Origin of the sequence: Thermoleptolyngbya sp. PKUAC-SCTB121, from assembly GCF_016919485.1 — a bacterium.
In the GTDB taxonomy this organism is placed as follows: domain Bacteria; phylum Cyanobacteriota; class Cyanobacteriia; order Elainellales; family Elainellaceae; genus Thermoleptolyngbya; species Thermoleptolyngbya sichuanensis.
Genome location: NZ_CP070366.1, coordinates 1,237,945 through 1,254,928, shown reverse-complemented (window position 1 = coordinate 1,254,928; position 16,984 = coordinate 1,237,945). Strand labels below are relative to the sequence as shown.

Below are 16,984 nucleotides of genomic sequence, written 5' to 3'. Positions count from 1 at the left end.
CTGGGCTAAAGGCCAGTAGAGGGCAGCAGAGCTACTGTCCCGCGCTGAGGACCTGGGCAGCGGTCAGGTTCAGCGCTGGGAAGGTAGGCGACTGGAGGGGGCACTCGCCCGTGTAGCGTCCCGCTTCGATATATTCCCCCTGCTCTAGCCGCAGCACCAGCACCGCCTGCTCTTCTGGGTCAACAATCACGTATTCGGGAATGCCCACCGCTGCGTATTGTGCCCGCTTGCGAATGTAATCGCGATCACGGTTCGTTTTGCCTGGGCTGACCACCTCCATCACCCACAGCGGCGGCGGCATCTCCAGCGTAATGGTCATGCGGCGATCGCACAAGGCTCGGTGTTCCTCTCGAATCAGCACTAGATCGGGATACCGATTGGCCGCATCTCTGGGTTCCAACACGGGCGTTTGCACCTCGCAGGAATAGAGCTTCAGCAGATAATGCGGAATGGCGATCGCCAGTAGCGATGAGAACACAAAGGTTGCAATTTCGGTGTTGATTCTGGATTCCGGTGGCAAGGCGATCAGTTCTCCCTCGATCAGTTCGGCGCGTCCTTCAATGCCTGTGTCCTCCAGCGCCAGATAGTCGGCAAAGGTCAGCTTTTGGGTAAACGTCATGGCGATTGCCCTCCTGGTTATTTGCTTTACCTGCTTTACACGCAGTCAGCCGTCTTGCCCCGCGCTGAGGACCTGGGCGGCGGTCAGGTTCAGCGCAGGGAACGTGGGCGACTGGAGGGGGCGCTCGCCTGTGTAGCGTCCCGCTTCGATATACTCCCCCTGCTCTAGCCGCAGCACCAGAACCGCCTGCTCTTCTGGGTCAACAATCACGTATTCGGGAATGCCCACCGCTGCGTATTGTGCCCGCTTGCGAATGTAATCGCGATCGCGGTTCGTTTTGCCTGGGCTGACCACCTCCATCACCCACAGCGGCGGCGGCATCTCCAGCGTGATTGTCATGCGCTGACTAGGATGGGCGCGATGCACTGGCTCCACCACCACCAAATCGGGATAGCGATTTGCCGCGTCGCCCACCTCTAAAACAGGCGTTTGCAGTTCGCAGCTATTCACCTTCACACGCTGAAATGGAACCCCAATTGCCACCAGTTGCAAAAACACAAACATGGCAATGTCGTTGTTTAACCAGGCTTCTGGTGGCAAGGCGATTAGTTCTCCGTTAATCAACTCCAGCTTTTCTTCCTGCCTAGAGTCCTCCAGCGCCAGATAGTCGGCAAAGGTCAGCTTTTGGGTAAATGTCATGGCGATCGCCTCTACAGGTTGCAGGGCCCGAATTGTCTTCGATCATAAGTCACTTAAGATGGAGTCAGTGTCTACTACACAGCCGCCGACGGTGTGTATGTAGCGGGCGATCGCAGCCTCACGTTTCCAATGCTCTCGGTCGAGCAACTCAGTGACTGGGTGGAGCGTGGCAAACAGTCGAAAAATCACAACGCGCTAATCCAAGAACTCCGGGCATCACTCCGGTGATAATCCGCAGACAGACCCTGCTAGCTTCTCAAGGCTTTTGAGTCGTGCCCACATCTTCGCGCCGCAGCGATACACTAAACTTCGTTCCATCTTTTGCACGTTCATTATCTCTGCTTCTCCTGCGATTCTGATTATTGGCGGCGGCGCGGCGGGCTTCTTTGGGGCGATCGCCGCTGCGGAGTCTTGTCCGTCGGCCCATGTGACGCTGCTGGAAGCGGCGCGGGAACCCCTGGGCAAAGTCCGCATTTCTGGCGGCGGCCGATGCAACGTCACCCACGCCTGCTTTGACCCGGCGGCGCTGGTGCAGCACTATCCGCGAGGGGGCAAGGCGCTGCGGGGAGCCTTTACCCGGTTTCAGCCGCGAGACACGGTGGCGTGGTTTCAGCAGCGCGGCGTGATGCTGAAAACGGAAGCCGACGGGCGCATGTTTCCCACCACCGACGACTCGGCGACGATTGTGAACTGTCTGGTGCAGGCGGCCGAGGCGGCGGGCGTGCAGGTAAAACCGGGCGCGGCGGTGACGGCGGTGGTGCGCGACGGGCAGGGCTTTGCAGCACAGTTGCGGGCGGGCGGAACGCTGCGGGGCGATCGCCTCCTCTTGGCTACAGGCAGCAGCCCCCAGGGATATCGCATCGCCCAATCTTTGGGGCATACCCTAGAACCGCCCGTCCCCTCGCTGTTTACCTTTAACGTGCCGGAGCCAGCGCTGCACGAACTGGCGGGTGTGTCGGTCGAGTCGGCGCAGGTGACAGTGAAATGCCCCGACCAGAAGCCTCTGACCCAAACCGGGCCGCTGCTGATCACCCACTGGGGACTGAGCGGGCCTGCGGTGCTAAAGCTATCCGCCTGGGGAGCCAGGGCGCTGCACAACTGCGGCTATCGGGCGATCGCCCAGATCCACTGGCTGCCTAATCAGTCCCCAGAGCAAATCCGGCAGAGCTTGCAGCAGACCAAGACCGACTGGGGCAAGCGGGCCGTCCGCTCCACGGTGCCACCCGATTTTCCCCTGCCGCGCCGCCTGTGGAACTATTTGGGCGATCGCGCTCAGGTTGCACCCGACCAGCGCTGGGCCGATTTGTCTAAACCGCAGCTTCATCACCTCCGGCAGGAACTCACCCAGGGGCAGTATGCCATTGCAGGCAAGGGCGTATTCAAAGAGGAATTTGTCACCTGCGGCGGCGTGTCGCTCAAGGAAGTCGATTTCAAAACGATGGCAAGCCGCGTTTGTCCGGGCCTCTACTTTGCGGGCGAAATCCTGGATATCGACGGTGTAACGGGCGGCTTTAATTTCCAGAGCGCCTGGACAACGGGCTGGCTGGCTGGAAAGGCGATTTCCGCAGGGATTGCTTCGCAAATCGCCCCGTTCGACTGAGCTAACCAAGCGCCAAACTAAGCGACAATTAAACCCCACTATCTCCCCACTATCTAGGGTTTTGATTAGGGTTTGAATTTCAGATTGGCGATTTTGGATTGCCTACAGCACTTCTGCAAACTTCCACGACAGCTTGCGATAGACCAGCGTGCCGATGATAAAGAACAACATCGCATAGCCCGCGCTGATCAGCAGGTAGTGTCCGTCGATATAGCCGTAAAGAAACAGGTTTCGCCAGTTAATCATCAGCGGCGCGGCCGGATTCAGCGGAATCAGCGGGCGGAATCGCTCAGGAATCATATCCGCCGTGAAAATAATCGGCGTAAAATAAAATACGAACGTCATCACAATCTGCGTGAGCCGCTCAATATCCCGCAAAAACAGGTTCAGCGTCGCCAGCACCAGCGCCAGCCCATAGACGGTAAAAAGCTGAACCACCATCATGACGGGCAGCCCGTAGAGCCACGCCAGCGTCGGCGATTTGCCGTAAATCACCATGAAAATGAGAATCACAGGCAGCGACAGCAAGAAATGCACCATGTGATTCAGAATGGTGGACAGCGAGAGGATATTGCGCGGAAAGTTGAGCTTTTTGATCAGGCTGGCATTGCCAACAAACAGATTGGGTGCGGAGCCGACGGAGTTCTGGAACCACTGCCAGGGAAACAGCCCTGACACCAGAATCAGCGGATAGCCCTCCACAGCCACCCGCATAATGCCGCTGAAGGCAATGTAGTAAACCATTGCAAAGGCCAGCGGACTGGCGATCGACCAGAGATAGCCCAGAAACTTGCCCTTGTAGCGGACTTTAAATTCCTTTTGAAACAGAACGAGTAGCAGATCGCGGTAGTTTTCAAGCTGGTGCTGGTTGAAGGCGAACTTCACACCCCGTTTTTGAATCGGTTTCAGTGCTGTCATAGGCTTGTGCCAAAACGCTCCTCGTTCAAACGCCACACTCTCTGTTTACAGTCTGTCTACAATCTGTCTACAGTAATCTGCCAATAACCTGTCTACAATCTTCCTAGCCGCTGGCTTGTCGTCCGGTTGCTGTCGGTGCAGCCTGCTGGGTTGCCAGGAGCGTAGTTTGCAATTATTCAAACTCGATGCCCGATAATACTCTACTCTAAGGCGCTACGTCTCTAGGTGTAATGGGTTGGTGGAGCGGGGGAAACCTCGCGTCGTGAAACCTGTCGCGCCAGCCCCTTGCCTACCGATTCAAGCTGCGCCACACCCAGATCCCATGAGCTATTCCGTGCGAAAGACTGTGCCATGAAGATTGCGGTTGTCCATGAGTGGCTGGTTACCTATGCCGGGTCGGAGCGGGTGTGCGAGCAGATGTTGCAGCTTTATCCCGAAGCCGATTTGTTCAGCCTGGTGGATTTTTTGCCGGAGGATCTGCGCTTTTTTATTCAGCATCGCCCGGTGACGACTTCGTTTTTGCAGCATTTGCCGTTTGCTAATCCGCGCTTTCGGGCCTATCTGCCGCTGATGCCGCTGGCGATCGAGCAGTTTGACCTGTCGCCCTACGATGTGATTTTGTCGAGCCATCATGCAGTAGCCAAGGGCGTGATGACCCGCGCCGACCAGCTTCATATTAGCTACGTGCATACGCCCATCCGCTATGCCTGGGAAATGCAGCAGCAGTATTTTCAGGAAGCTCGGCTGCGGGGCCCCAAGGCCGCGATCGCCCAGGGAATTCTCCACTACCTGCGCCTGTGGGACGTTGCCTGCGCGAATCGAGTGGATCATTTCATTGCAAATTCCCGGTTTGTGGCTCGTCGAATTTGGAAAACGTATCGGCGGACTGCGGAGGTGATTTATCCGCCTGTGGCGGTGGATCGGTTCTCGCCAGCGGAAACCCGCGAGGACTTTTACTTTACGCTGTCGCGGTTTGTGCCCTACAAGCGAGTCGATCTGGTGGTAGAAGCGTTTACACAACTGGGCTTGCCGCTGGTGGTGATTGGCGACGGGTCAGAATTTCGGCGGGTGGCGGCCCTGGCGGGGCCAACTGTGCGTCTATTGGGCCGACAGCCCGATGACGTGGTACGCGACCACATGCAGCGCTGCAAGGCGTTTGTTTATCCGGCCGAGGAAGACTTTGGCATCGCGATGGTGGAAGCGCAGGCGGCGGGTGCGCCCGTGATCGGCTATGGGCGGGGCGGGGCTGCGGAGACGGTGATTCCGGGCAAAACGGGGATTCTGCTGCGGGAACAGACGGTGGCGGCGATCGTCAAGGCCGTGCGATCGCTCGAAGCGGGCGATTTCCGGTTTCACCCCGACGACTCTCGCCAAAACGCCGAACGGTTTAGCCCAGAACGCTTTCGCGCCGAGCTAGCGCAATTTGTAGATCAGCAGTGGGCAAAATTTCAGCAGGGATGAGGTAAAGATCCCCTAAAGTAATAGCGTGAGGAGTAACGGAACGCAATGCAACTTAACCGAACCCTACGTCCGGCGCTATCTGCTTTGAGCATCTCCACCCGCACCGTTCCAACGCTGGTGGGGATGATTAGCTCCGATCTGCTGATGCTGAGTCTGGCAGGAACGATCAGCGTCTATCTGCGCTGGTTTCTGGATGGCAAGTTTCAGCCGCTCCTCTACTGGCAACTGCTGCCGCTCATGGGGCTATTTGTGTTGGTGTATGCCGCGATTGGGCTATACCCCGGCGTGGCCCAGAGTCCGGTCGATGAGTTTCGCTGCGTCACCATTGGCACGAGTCTAGTGTATTTTCTGCTGGGTGTGACGATTTTTTTGCGGCAGAGCGGTGAGGTCTACTCACGCGGTATTTTTGTGATGGCGTGGCTATTGTCTATCGTGCTGGTGCTGATTGGGCGATCGCTCACACGACACTGGTTTGCCCGCAAGCGCTGGTGGGGCTATCCCGTCGTGGTGCTGGGGGCAGGCAAGACGGGCGAAATGGTGGTTCGCACGCTGCAAAAGCGCCCCCGCATTGGGCTGCGTCCGGTGGTGGTGCTGGATGACGACCCCGCCAAGCACGGCTCGCTGCACGGGGTTCCGGTGATGGGCGGCATTGATCTAGCTCCCATGATTGCGCGATCGCGCCGCATTCCCTACGCCATCGTGGCCATGCCCGGTGTGCCCCGCGTCCGCCTGCTGGACGTGATCGAACAGCACACCCAGACCTTCGCTCACCTGCTGGTCATCCCCGATTTATTCGACTTTTCTAGCCTCTGGGTCGAGGCGCGAGACATGGGCGGCATCCTGGGACTAGAGGTGCGGCAGCAGTTGCTCTTGCCGGGGCCGCGCCTGGTCAAGTTTGCGCTAGATCGCATCATTACCCTGTTCGGCGGGCTGCTGGTGCTGCCGTTTATCATCCTGATTGCGGTGCTAATTCGGCTCGATTCGCCGGGCCCCATTTTCTACGGGCAGACCCGCATCGGGCAAAATGGCGAATCGTTTAAAGCCTGGAAATTCCGCTCGATGGTGCAAAACGCCGACCAAGTCTTACACGATTATCTAGAAGCGCACCCCAAGCTGCGCCGTTCCTGGGAGCGCGACCACAAGCTCCGCCGCGATCCACGAGTTACCCGTGTCGGTCGGTTTCTGCGACAGACCAGCCTGGATGAATTGCCCCAGCTTTGGAACATCCTGCGCGGCGAGATGAGCCTGGTAGGACCGCGCCCGATTGTGGATGAAGAGATTCCGCGCTACGGCGACAAGTTTGCTCTGTATACAAAGGTCACGCCGGGGCTGACGGGGCTGTGGCAAGTGTCGGGGCGCAATAATTTGTCCTATAAAGAGCGGGTGAATCTGGATGCCTACTACGTCCGAAACTGGTCGGTGTGGCTGGATTTGTATATCCTGATGCGGACGGTGTGGGTGGTGCTGTCGGGCGAAGGAGCCTACTAACGTGGCGGGGCAAAAAGCCAGACGCGAACCTGTGCGGTTTTGGGGGCAAGCGCTCTCGCTGCGGACGGCGTGGGGTTCCGTGTGGAATTTGTTTTGGGTCAGCCTGATGGTCATGCCCTACGTTTCCTATCTGGGGCTACTGGGCATGGTGGCAGTGACGGCGCGGCTGTGGGGGCGGTTTCGGCGGGCAGGGCTGGACAGGGTCACGGGTGGTGGGCTGCTGCTGCTGAGCGGGCTGCTGCTGCTGAGCGGGCTGTTTGCCTACGATCGAGGCGAAGCGCTGCTGCAACTGGCGAATTTTTTGCCCTATTTCCTATTTTTCGCCATTCTGCCCTACTTGTTAAACTGCGTTGAACGGCTTGCCCAGATTGCCCTGGGGTTGGTTCTGGTTGCCATTCCCATCAACCTGATCAGCCTGGTGGAATACATTATCAAAATTCCCCGAATGCCCGTTTGGTGGCGGCATTTTCCGCTGTTTCGCTGGATTCGGGCCGCCCCCCACAAAGGCCGGGCAATGGTAATGTTTGACCACCCCAACGCAATGGGCAGCTTTTTGGTGCTGGTGATGGCGCTGGGGTTGGGGCTGATCCTCTATCGGCTGGCGCTGGATCGGGCCGTTGTGCCACACAGTCTGCCAGACTCCGCAGAGTCCGTTTGGTCAGACCGCCAACCCGACGCACAAAACGCTGGGGCAGAGGCCCTCCAGTCCGTTTCCCTGCGTTTGATTTCCGGTGCGACCTTGCTCAACCTGCTGGGCATTTTCTGCACCGGGTCGCGCAATGCCCTGCTGCTGGCGGTGCTGCAACTGCTGTGTTTTGCGCTGGTGGTGGCGCGGTCTAGCTGGAAGACCGTGGCGGCGGCGCTGGGCGGGCTGGTGGTGATGGTCGGCGGCGCAGCGGTGATTGGCATTGGCGGGCGATCGCTCGACTTGGCGACCTGGGCAGATGACCCCCGAACGAAACTGTGGGGCGCAGCGGTGCAGATGGTAGGTGACCACCCTTGGCTCGGCTGGGGCCTGGGCAACTACAAGCTGGTATATCCGCAGTACCTCACGCCCGACCTGATGGCCCTGACGGATTTTCAGGACATCTCCCATGCCCACAATCTGTGGCTGACCCTGGCCGTGGAGGCAGGCATTCCGGCAATGCTGCTGCTGACGCTGCTGGTGGGGCGGATCTGTGCGCGGGGTGTGCGGCAACTGCTGGCAAAAAGCCTGAAGGCTCCAGAGCGTGGCATTCTGTTTGGCTATCTCTTGGGCTTCTTCAGCAGCGTCGGCTTCGCGCTGTTCGACGTGCCGCTATACGATTCGCGGGTCAACGTGCTGAACTGGGTGCTGCTGGCAGGAATTTTTAGTTTTGCTGCCAAGAAACCAGTCAATTCCTCGCCTCTACCCTAGAGTTCTCTCGCTGGCTGCCTATCGCAAAACCGTGCTGACCATAATCGTCAGCGTTGCCGTTGCAATCAGCCCAAACGCCAGATTCACCACCTGATTCGATGCCTTTTGGTAGGCATCCACGCGCACGTTCGTCTGGCTCAGTTCTTGCTTGAGTCCGTCTACATCTATCTTCAGGCTGTCTAGCTCGACCTTGAGGGTGTCCAGACGCTCTAGGACTGCTTTTTGAAAACTGTCGGATGTGTCGGCGGCTTGCATGGGGCGTTGGGGTCGGTCGCAGCCTGCATCATCACCAAAAAGCCAAAAGTTAGGGCAGCCTTGCCTGCCCCAACTCTAGCTTAGAGAAAGTTGCTCAAGCGAAACGCAGTCGCAATCAGCGTCAGATCGACGCAACAAGCTTTGCTTCTTCCTCTTTGGGAATCACCCGTCCCTCGTCCTCAAATCCCACAATCTGGTCGAAGTTGAGATAGCGATAGAGGTCGCTGGCAAACGGGTCGATCTTTTTCGTCACGATCTCCATGTATTCTTCTACGGTCGGAATACGACCCAGCAGGGCGCAGACCGCCGCCAATTCTGCCGAACCCAGGTAGACCTGTGCGCCTTTGCCCATGCGGTTGTTGAAGTTGCGGGTGGAAGTGGAGAACACCGTCACGCCGTCATCGACGCGGGCCTGGTTGCCCATGCAGAGCGAGCAGCCGGGCATCTCCGTGCGGGCCCCCGCTGCGGCAAAGATGCCGTAATAGCCCTCTTCGCGAAGCTGCTGTTCGTCCATGCGGGTGGGCGGGGCAATCCACAGGCGCACCTTCACCGGGCCCGCGCCCTCCAGCACCTTTGCCGCGGCGCGATAGTGGCCGATATTGGTCATGCAGGAGCCAATGAAGACCTCGTGAATCGGGTCGCCCGCGCATTCCGACATTAGCTTGATATTGTCGGGGTCGTTGGGCGCGGCTACGATTGGCTCCTTGATTTGATCCAGATCTACCTCGATAATGTCGGCGTATTCTGCATCGGGGTCAGCACTCATCAGCGAGGGATTGGCCAGCCATGCCTCCATCTTGCGGACGCGGCGGAGGATCGTGCGGGCATCGCCATAGCCCCGTGCCACCATGTTCTTCAGCAGCGCCACATTGGACCGCAGATATTCTGCCACCGTGGCCTCGCTCAGCTTGATGGTGCAGCCTGCGGCGGAGCGTTCGGCGGTTGCGTCCGTCAGTTCAAAGGCTTGCTCCAGTTGCAGATCCGGCAGACCCTCCATTTCGATGATGCGACCGGAATAGACATTCTTCTTGTTTTCTTTTGCAACCGTCAGCTTGCCCTGCTGAATGGCAACGTAGGGAATCGCGTTTACCACGTCGCGCAGCGTTACGCCCGGTTGCAGCGTGCCCTTAAACCGCACCAGCACCGACTCTGGCATGTCCAGCGGCATTACGCCTAGCGCAGCCGCGAAGGCCACCAGCCCAGAGCCAGCCGGGAAGGAAATGCCCAATGGGAAGCGGGTGTGGGAGTCGCCGCCCGTACCCACGGTATCTGGCAGCAGCATTCGGTTTAGCCAGGAGTGGATGATGCCGTCGCCAGGACGCAGGGACACGCCGCCGCGAGAGGTGATGAAGTCGGGCAGGCTGTGGTGGGTTTTGATATCGACGGGTTTGGGATAGGCGGCGGTGTGGCAGAAGCTCTGCATCACCAGGTCGGCGCTGAAGCCCAGGCAGGCGAGTTCCTTTAGTTCGTCGCGGGTCATGGGGCCGGTGGTGTCCTGAGAGCCAACGGTGGTCATGATTGGTTCGCAAGACGTACCGGGGCGCACGCCCAGAAGACCGCAGGCCTTGCCCACCATCTTTTGCGCCAGGGTAAAGCCTTTGCCTGTGTCGGCGGGCATTTTCGGACGGATGAACAAATCGCTGGGGGGCAACCCCAGGGCCATGCGGGTTTTGTCGGTGAGCGATCGCCCAATGAGCAGGGGAATCCGTCCGCCTGCCCGCACCTCGTCCAGAATGGTATCGGGCTTGAGCGTAAAGGTGGAGATCACCTCGCCCGCCTCATTGGTGATTTCGCCCTTATAGGGATAGATGGTGATCACGTCGCCCGTTTCCATCTTCGTCACGTCGCACTCGATGGGCAACGCGCCAGAGTCTTCCATCGTGTTGAAGAAAATAGGCGCGATCTTACCCCCCAGGCAATAGCCGCCCGTGCGCTTATTGGGCACAAAGGGGATGTCTTCGCCCATGTGCCAGAGGACGGAGTTGGTGGCGGATTTGCGAGAAGACCCCGTGCCCACCACGTCCCCGACGTAGGCCACGGGATGTCCTTTTTTCTTTAGTTCCGCAATGGTTTCTAGGGAACCGGGCTGGCGGCTTTCTAGCATTACCGTCGCGTGGAGCGGAATGTCGGGGCGGGTGGTGGCGTGGGGCGCGGGCGAGAGGTCGTCGGTGTTGGTTTCACCAGGCACTTTGAACACCGTCACCGTGATAGCTTCGGGCAGCGGCGGGCGGCTGGTGAACCAGTCTGCATTGGCCCAGGCGGTCATGATTTGCTGGGCTGATTCGTTTCCGCTTTCCGCTAGTTCCTGAATGTCATGAAACGCATCGTAGATCAGCAGCGTCTTGCTGAGGGCGGCAGTGGCGGTGGCAACAACCTCTGCATTGGGCGAGTGCAGCAGGTCGATGAGCGATCGCACGTTGTAGCCCCCCATCATCGTGCCCAGCAGTTCCGTGGCGTATTGGGGCGAGATCAGCGGGCTGGAGGCTTCTCCCTTGGCGATCGCCGTTAGAAATCCTGCCTTTACGTAGGCCGCCTGATCGACCCCCGGCGGAATGCGATCGCGCAGCAAACTCACCAAAAATTCTTCTTCACCCGCTGGTGGATGCTTCAGCAGTTCGCACAATTCGGACGTTTGCTCAGCAGACAGCGGCAGCGGCGGAATCCCCAGCGCTGCTCGCTCTGCGACATGGTTACGATAGGCTTCCAGCATGATTAATTCTTGCTCCCAAACACCAGCGAAAGGGCGTGAATGATGTTAAACCGATGTTGAACCGATTTCAAGCGAACCGATTTCAAGCGCACTAATTTCAAGAGCAACATCTTATCTCTACGCTAACGTGGCGAGAGTTATTAGTGAGCAGTTTGAGGATAGGGTCTGAAGGAACAGGTCAGGCCCTCATTCTCTCTCACTGCAAATTCACCACAAACTCTTCGCCTGCTATCGAAACGCGATCGCCCTCTACCAGTTTCCGTCCGCGCCGGGTTTCCACTGCCCCGTTCACGCTAACTTCGCCAATCTGAATCAGCACCTTGGCTTCGCCGCCCGTGGGCACTGCCTGTACCCATTTCAGAAACTGATCGAGCCGGATGGTTTCGGGAGGAGGATTGTCCATAAGAAGAGAAAGTTAAAAAAAGTCAGGGGGATATCCCTTTTGGATTTTAGATTGCCGATTTTGGTAAGAGACTCTGTTGTGCGGCATAGCAACCAGAACGAATAGCAACCGGAATACTGTGAAAAGCCCGCTACACCTGAGACACTACACCTGAGACTCTACACCTGAGACTCTACGAGAGTCCCTCCCGTCATCATCGCTGATCCACTCGTTTTACCGCACTCTCGGTTTCCTCGTTTTGCGCCGATGAATATCGACATCACCACTCCTGCAATCCTATTTCCCACGATTTCGCTGCTGCTGCTGGCCTACACAAACCGCTTTGTGGCGCTGGCCAGCATCATCCGCAACCTGCACGCCAGCCACCAGAGCAAGCCTGACCCTATGCTGCGGCAGGAAATCGCCAGTCTGCGCTACCGCATCAAGCTGATTCGCAATATGCAGGCGTGGGGGGCAGCGAGTTTGCTGTTCAGCGTGATTTGCATTCTGCTGCTGTTTCTGGGGTTTGAAACGGCGGGCCGGTGGATGTTTGCCGTCAGCCTGGTGATGATGCTGATCTCACTGGCGCTGTCGCTGCGGGAAATCCAGCTTTCGGTCGTCGCCCTCGATCTGCACCTGCGGGATGTAGAACAGGAACGAGAACGAGGGCGATCGCCCGACTATTTTTAGGTGTGGATCTTTTAGGTGTGGATCAAACGTGACGGGTTCTGCAAAGTGATGGGGTGATGGAGTATTGAAAAAGTGATGGGGTGATGGAGTATTGGAGTAATGTACGCCACTCCGTCACCCCGTCACTCCATCACTCGCTCCGATAGACGGGCCGCTTGAACCGCAGCCCCGCGCTACGGCGTGGTCGTCAGCACCTTATCTTCCGCCGAAACCGCTTCCGGGCTATTGGCTTCCGACGGGGGAACCGCCTGCCAAAACTGGGGCAGATAGGTCGCCCAGTTGGCCAGGATGTGCTTGGCCTTGGCGCTGCCCGTGCGATCGGCGTGGGCTGCAATCAGGTCTTTCAACTGCTGTTCGCCGACGGGGCTGGTGACGCGCTGGATTTTAATAATCTCCGGGTTCACCTTGCTGGGGAAGCTGCCGTCTTCGTCCAGGAAGTAGGCCAGTCCGCCCGTCATGCCCGCGCCGACGTTGCGCCCGACCCTGCCCAGCACGACGATCACACCGCCCGTCATGTATTCGCAGCAGTGGTCGCCTGCGCCTTCGATGACGGCACGACCGAGGGAATTCCGCACGGCGAAGCGTTCGCCCGCTTGCCCGCTGGCAAAGAGGGTGCCGCCCGTTGCCCCGTAGAGGCAGGTATTGCCGACGATTACATTGCTGGCTGGGTCAAAACTGGCCGCCGCCGCAGGCTGGATGATAATCTCGCCGCCGTGCATCCCCTTGCCCACGTAGTCGTTGGCTTCGCCTTCCAGCTTCAGCGTCATGCCGGGGAGGTTGAACGCGCCGAAGCTCTGGCCCACGCTGCCCTGAAACTCCAGCGTCAGGTGTCCGGCAAAGCCCGTGTCACCATACTGCCGGGCGATCGCCCCCGCCACTCGCGCCCCCACGCTGCGATCCGTGTTGACCACGCCGACAGACTTAGTAAGAGTGGTTTGATTTTGAATCGCCGCCTGGACTGCGGGATCGGACAGAATTTCGTCGTCCAGCACGGGGCCGTTGCTGTGAACCGTCTCGTGAACCAGCCAACTGCGGTCTTCGCGAGTATCGGGCAGGTTGATCAGGCAGGACAGATCTAGCGTCTTGGTCTTGGTCAGCGTCACACCGTCGCGCACCTTCAGCAAATCAGCGCGGCCGATGATCTCGTTGAGGGAGCGGTAGCCCAGTCGGGCCAAGAGCGATCGCGCTTCTTCGGCGATGAAATAGAAGAAGTTGACAACGTGTTCTGGCGTGCCGGGGAAGCGCTTCCGCAGTTCCTCTTTCTGGCTAGCCACGCCAACGGGACAGTTGTTGGTATGACAAATCCGCGCCATGATGCAGCCTTCGGCAATCATGGCAATGGAGCCAAAGCCAAACTCTTCGCCGCCCATCAGCGCCGCCATTACCACGTCCCAGCCCGTCTTGATGCCGCCATCGACACGCAGCAGCACGCGATCGCGCAGTTTGTTTTCCATCAGCACACGATGTACCTCAGTCAGCCCCAATTCCCACGGGCTACCCGCGTGTTTGATGGAACTCAGCGGCGATGCGCCCGTGCCGCCGTCGTGGCCGGAGATTTGGATGATGTCGGCGTTCGCCTTGGCCACGCCCGCCGCCACTGTGCCAATGCCCACTTCCGACACCAGCTTCACCGACACCTGCGCCTGGGGATTGATCTGGTGCAGGTCGAAAATCAGTTGCTCTAGGTCTTCGATGGAATAGATGTCGTGGTGGGGCGGCGGCGAAATCAGCGTCACGCCGGGCTTCGAGCGGCGCAGCATGGCAATGTAGGGGCTGACCTTGGGGCCCGGAAGTTGGCCACCTTCACCGGGCTTGGCCCCTTGCGCCATCTTGATTTCAAGCTGACGGGCGCTCATCAGATACTCCGGCGTAACCCCAAATCGGCCAGAGGCGATTTGCTTGATCGCAGAGGCAGCGCGATCGCCATTCTTCAGTCCCCGCAGGTGGGGCAGCGTGGGCGATAGCCCGTCGCCGTCTACATCGTCCAGCACCTTGTAGCGCACGGGATCTTCGCCGCCCTCGCCAGAATTGGACTTGCCGCCGATGCGGTTCATAGCGATCGCCAGCGTTTCGTGCGCCTCCCGCGACAGCGCCCCCAGGGACATACCGCCCGTGCAGAAGCGCTTGACAATTTCAGAAACGGGTTCCACTTCGTCGAGCGGAATCGAGGGGCGATCGCTCTTAAAGTCCAGCAGATCGCGCAGCGCCGTCAGCGGCCGCTCTTCTAGATACTTCTGGTACAGTTCGTAGTGGTCGTAGCTCTTCGCGTCCACCGCCTTGTGCAGGTGCTTCGCCATTTCGGGGCTATTCATGTGATATTCACCACCGGGACGATATTGCACAAAGCCCATGTTTTCCAGCTTCTTGACCGATAGCTCTGGAAAGGCGCGACTGTGGAAGGACAGCACCTCGTTCGCCAAATCCGCCACGCTCAGCCCGCCCAGCCGCGAGGCCGTGCCATAGAAGCCCAGGTGCAGCAGGTCGCCGCCGATGCCGATCGCCTCAAAAATCTGTGCCCCGTGGTAGCTGGAGAGCAGGGAAATCCCCATCTTGGAGAGGATCTTCAGCAGGCCCGACTCGACCGATTTGCGATAGTTTTGCTGCGCTTTTTCCACCGAAATCGCATCAATCTTGCCGCGCTCCATTAGGCTTTGGGTCTTGGGATCGGCGTGCCAGTGGCGCACCGTTTCAAATGCCAGGTAGGGACATACGGCGCTGGCTCCATAGCCAATCAAACAGGCAAAGTGGTGGGTACTCCAGCACTGGGCCGTGTCCACAATCAGCGAGGCTCTCATCCGCAAGCCCTGGCGGATCAGATGATGATGCACTGCGCCCACGGCCAGCAGCGGCGGGATATAGCTGGTGTTGGCGCTGAGAGTGGTGAGGGAACCGTTAGACGAGAGGCGATCGCTCAAAATCAGCACCGCCTTGCCCGACCGCACGGCTGCCGTTGCCTGCTGGCAGAGGTCATTCACCGCCTGTTGCAGCCCGTCGGGCCCAGCAGAAATGCTGAACAGGGTAGACAGACTGGCGGTTTCAAACTCCGAGTTGCGGATAAAGTCTAGCTCCGCGTTGTTCAGCACAGGCGACTTGAGGCTGAGCAGATGGGCGTATTCTGGCTTTTCATCCAGCAAGTTGCCGCGTGCGCCCAGTTCCATCGCCAGGGACATCACCAGCTTTTCGCGCAGCGGGTCGATGGGCGGGTTTGTCACCTGGGCAAAGCGCTGTTTGAAATAGTCATAGAGCAGGTGCGGCTTTTCAGACAGCACTGCCAGGGGAATGTCGTCGCCCATGCAGAAGGTCGGCTCGCTGCCCTTTTGCGCCATGTCCTGAATCACCATTTCCACATCTTCGGAGGTGTAGCCGAAAGCAGTCTGGTGGCGCAGCAGGGCAACGCTGTCCAGGTAGGATTCGGTGGTGAAAGGCTGCGGCTCCAGTTCGCGGCGGTTTTGCTTGAGCCACTCGCCGTAGGGCTGAGCCTGGGCAACGCGCTGCTTAATGTCCCAGTTTTTCAGAATTTCGTGGGATTGCAGGTCAACGGCGATCGCCTGTCCGGGGCCCAGCCGTCCTTTTTCTACAATTTCCGCCTCTGGCAATTCCACTACCCCCGCTTCTGATGCCACGACGATATAGCCATCGCGGGTAATCGCATAGCGGGCGGGTCGCAAGCCGTTTCGATCCAGCGACGCGCCGACTTTCTTGCCATCGCCAAACACCAGCAGGGCGGGGCCGTCCCACGGCTCCTGAATGCCGCTGTAGTATTCGTAAAAGTCCACAATTTCCGGGTGATCGGCCAGATCCGGCTGGTTGTTGTAGGCCTCTGGAACCATCATCATCAGCGCCGCCAACGGATCGCGCCCAGAGCGCACCAGCAACTCCATCACGTTATCTAAGTTGGCGGAGTCGCTGTTTTCTGGGCGGACGGTGGGCTTCAGGTCTTCGAGGCGATCGCCCCAAATCGGATGACTGAGATCCGCCTCCCGCGCCATCATCCAGTTGATATTGCCCAGCAGCGTATTGATTTCGCCGTTGTGGGCCAGCAGGCGCATCGGCTGAGCCAGCGGCCATTTCGGCATGGTATTGGTGCTAAAGCGGCGATGGTAGGTAGCAAACGCGCTGATGTAGAGCGGGTTTTGTAGATCCAGATAAAACTCACCTAGCACGGCCGATCGCACCATGCCTTTGTAAACAACCGTGCGATTCGAGAAAGAGCAGACGTAGAAGTCCTTAAGCGCTTCGGCATACTCGCCCTGATAATCCGCCAGCACGGACAGAATCCGCTTGCGGGCCCAGTAGAGGTCGCGCTCCAAGTCGTCGCCAGAGTCGGCCGATTGCACCAGCACTTGCTCGATTTGTGGCTGATTTTCTCTCGCCTGGACACCCAGCACGCTTGGCTGGACGGGTACTTTGCGCCAGCCGAGGATCTTCAATCCGCACTCCGTCCAAACTTTGGTGGCCAGGTCGCGGGCGATCGCCGCTGCGGCCTCAGACTGCGGCAAAAACACCATGCCCAGCCCAAAATTCTCCGCAGCAGGCAGAGCAACCCCTTCTGACTGACACCACTCGCCAATCAGCGCCCAGGGAATTGCCGTCATCAGCCCTGCACCGTCGCCAGAATCGCGGTCTGCGCTACAGCCCCCCCGATGCTCCATGCAAGACAGCGCCACCAGCGCCTTCTGCACTAGGTCATGGCTTGCTCTACCTTGAGAATCGGCGATAAACCCGACCCCACAAGCGTCGCGCTCTTCCACCAGCCACCGCTGTCCCGCATAGCCCGTGGTTCCCTGCCCCATCCATTCGTTCTGGTTCACGCCCATTCCACCCAT

Annotated in this window: 14 protein-coding genes; 5 read left to right on the top strand and 9 right to left on the bottom strand. The window is 58.8% G+C overall.

The window, feature by feature from the left end; translation table 11 throughout:
- Positions 1–31 precede the first annotated feature (31 nt).
- The 3 genes from JTM80_RS05210 to JTM80_RS05200 are packed head-to-tail and all read right to left on the bottom strand — an operon-like array spanning position 32 to position 1,447.
- A complete protein-coding gene (locus tag JTM80_RS05210; protein WP_172354613.1) occupies positions 32–619 on the bottom strand; it encodes a Uma2 family endonuclease in 588 nt (195 codons plus the stop codon).
- 45 nt (positions 620–664) lie between these two features.
- Complete coding sequence (locus JTM80_RS05205) at positions 665–1,258, bottom strand: Uma2 family endonuclease (RefSeq protein ID WP_172354615.1); 594 nt, start codon at positions 1,256–1,258, stop codon at positions 665–667.
- 42 nt (positions 1,259–1,300) lie between these two features.
- Positions 1,301–1,447 carry a hypothetical protein gene (locus JTM80_RS05200; RefSeq protein ID WP_172354617.1) on the bottom strand — a complete coding sequence of 49 codons (147 nt, stop codon included), beginning with the start codon at positions 1,445–1,447 and terminating at the stop codon, positions 1,301–1,303.
- A gap of 142 nt (positions 1,448–1,589) precedes the next feature.
- On the opposite strand from JTM80_RS05200, the gene JTM80_RS05195 reads away from it, so the two are divergent.
- Positions 1,590–2,858 carry an NAD(P)/FAD-dependent oxidoreductase gene (locus JTM80_RS05195; RefSeq protein WP_390820345.1) on the top strand — a complete coding sequence of 423 codons (1,269 nt, stop codon included), beginning with the start codon at positions 1,590–1,592 and terminating at the stop codon, positions 2,856–2,858.
- A 102-nt stretch (positions 2,859–2,960) separates the two neighbouring features.
- On the opposite strand, the gene JTM80_RS05190 is transcribed toward JTM80_RS05195, so the two are convergent.
- Entirely contained in the window at positions 2,961–3,776 is an 816-nt protein-coding gene (locus JTM80_RS05190) for an ABC transporter permease (protein ID WP_172354619.1), read from the bottom strand.
- Between the two features lie 221 nt (positions 3,777–3,997).
- Positions 3,998–4,129, bottom strand: coding sequence for a hypothetical protein (locus JTM80_RS22945; protein WP_255548876.1), 132 nt, complete (start codon positions 4,127–4,129; stop codon positions 3,998–4,000).
- On the opposite strand from JTM80_RS22945, the gene JTM80_RS05185 reads away from it, so the two are divergent.
- From JTM80_RS05185 to JTM80_RS05175, 3 genes are read left to right on the top strand one after another with little or no spacing between them, the layout of a single operon-like run.
- Positions 4,128–5,237, top strand: coding sequence for a glycosyltransferase family 4 protein (locus JTM80_RS05185; RefSeq protein ID WP_205370723.1), 1,110 nt, complete (start codon positions 4,128–4,130; stop codon positions 5,235–5,237). The genes JTM80_RS22945 and JTM80_RS05185 overlap by 2 nt on opposite strands.
- A 45-nt stretch (positions 5,238–5,282) precedes the next feature.
- The gene (wbaP, locus tag JTM80_RS05180; protein WP_172354635.1) at positions 5,283–6,725 is read left to right on the top strand and encodes an undecaprenyl-phosphate galactose phosphotransferase WbaP; all 1,443 of its coding nucleotides are present in this window, start codon (positions 5,283–5,285) and stop codon (positions 6,723–6,725) included.
- A 1-nt stretch (position 6,726) separates the two neighbouring features.
- Positions 6,727–8,121, top strand: coding sequence for an O-antigen ligase (locus tag JTM80_RS05175; RefSeq protein WP_172354637.1), 1,395 nt, complete (start codon positions 6,727–6,729; stop codon positions 8,119–8,121).
- A gap of 18 nt (positions 8,122–8,139) precedes the next feature.
- On the opposite strand, the gene JTM80_RS05170 is transcribed toward JTM80_RS05175, so the two are convergent.
- From JTM80_RS05170 to JTM80_RS05160, 3 genes are all read right to left on the bottom strand, one after another.
- A complete protein-coding gene (locus tag JTM80_RS05170) occupies positions 8,140–8,376 on the bottom strand; it encodes a hypothetical protein (RefSeq protein ID WP_172354639.1) in 237 nt (78 codons plus the stop codon).
- Between the two features lie 121 nt (positions 8,377–8,497).
- Positions 8,498–11,086, bottom strand: a complete 2,589-nt coding sequence (gene acnB, locus JTM80_RS05165; RefSeq protein WP_172354641.1) for a bifunctional aconitate hydratase 2/2-methylisocitrate dehydratase — start codon at positions 11,084–11,086, stop codon at positions 8,498–8,500.
- A 196-nt stretch (positions 11,087–11,282) separates the two neighbouring features.
- Positions 11,283–11,489, bottom strand: a complete 207-nt coding sequence (locus JTM80_RS05160; protein WP_172354643.1) for an RNA-binding S4 domain-containing protein — start codon at positions 11,487–11,489, stop codon at positions 11,283–11,285.
- A 246-nt stretch (positions 11,490–11,735) separates the two neighbouring features.
- Between JTM80_RS05160 and JTM80_RS05155 the strand changes: the two genes are divergently transcribed.
- Positions 11,736–12,158: a DUF2721 domain-containing protein gene (locus JTM80_RS05155; RefSeq protein ID WP_172354645.1), complete on the top strand. Its 423-nt coding sequence runs from the start codon at positions 11,736–11,738 to the stop codon at positions 12,156–12,158.
- A 173-nt stretch (positions 12,159–12,331) separates the two neighbouring features.
- Here the strand turns inward: JTM80_RS05155 and gltB are convergent, their stop codons facing one another.
- A complete protein-coding gene (gltB, locus tag JTM80_RS05150) occupies positions 12,332–16,975 on the bottom strand; it encodes a glutamate synthase large subunit (RefSeq protein WP_205371276.1) in 4,644 nt (1,547 codons plus the stop codon).
- Positions 16,976–16,984 lie beyond the last annotated feature (9 nt).

Excerpts from the sequence above, each read along its gene's own strand:
- JTM80_RS05205 (WP_172354615.1), bottom strand. The coding sequence starts at position 1,258 with ATGACATTTACCCAAAAGCTGACCTTTGCCGACTATCTGGCGCTGGAG.
- acnB (WP_172354641.1), bottom strand. The coding sequence starts at position 11,086 with ATGCTGGAAGCCTATCGTAACCATGTCGCAGAGCGAGCAGCGCTGGGG.
- JTM80_RS05210 (WP_172354613.1), bottom strand. The coding sequence starts at position 619 with ATGACGTTTACCCAAAAGCTGACCTTTGCCGACTATCTGGCGCTGGAG.
- wbaP (WP_172354635.1), top strand. The coding sequence starts at position 5,283 with ATGCAACTTAACCGAACCCTACGTCCGGCGCTATCTGCTTTGAGCATC.
- JTM80_RS05190 (WP_172354619.1), bottom strand. The coding sequence starts at position 3,776 with ATGACAGCACTGAAACCGATTCAAAAACGGGGTGTGAAGTTCGCCTTC.
- JTM80_RS22945 (WP_255548876.1), bottom strand. The coding sequence starts at position 4,129 with ATGGCACAGTCTTTCGCACGGAATAGCTCATGGGATCTGGGTGTGGCG.
- JTM80_RS05185 (WP_205370723.1), top strand. The coding sequence starts at position 4,128 with ATGAAGATTGCGGTTGTCCATGAGTGGCTGGTTACCTATGCCGGGTCG.
- JTM80_RS05170 (WP_172354639.1), bottom strand. The coding sequence starts at position 8,376 with ATGCAAGCCGCCGACACATCCGACAGTTTTCAAAAAGCAGTCCTAGAG.
- gltB (WP_205371276.1), bottom strand. The coding sequence starts at position 16,975 with ATGGGCGTGAACCAGAACGAATGGATGGGGCAGGGAACCACGGGCTAT.
- JTM80_RS05160 (WP_172354643.1), bottom strand. The coding sequence starts at position 11,489 with ATGGACAATCCTCCTCCCGAAACCATCCGGCTCGATCAGTTTCTGAAA.
- JTM80_RS05155 (WP_172354645.1), top strand. The coding sequence starts at position 11,736 with ATGAATATCGACATCACCACTCCTGCAATCCTATTTCCCACGATTTCG.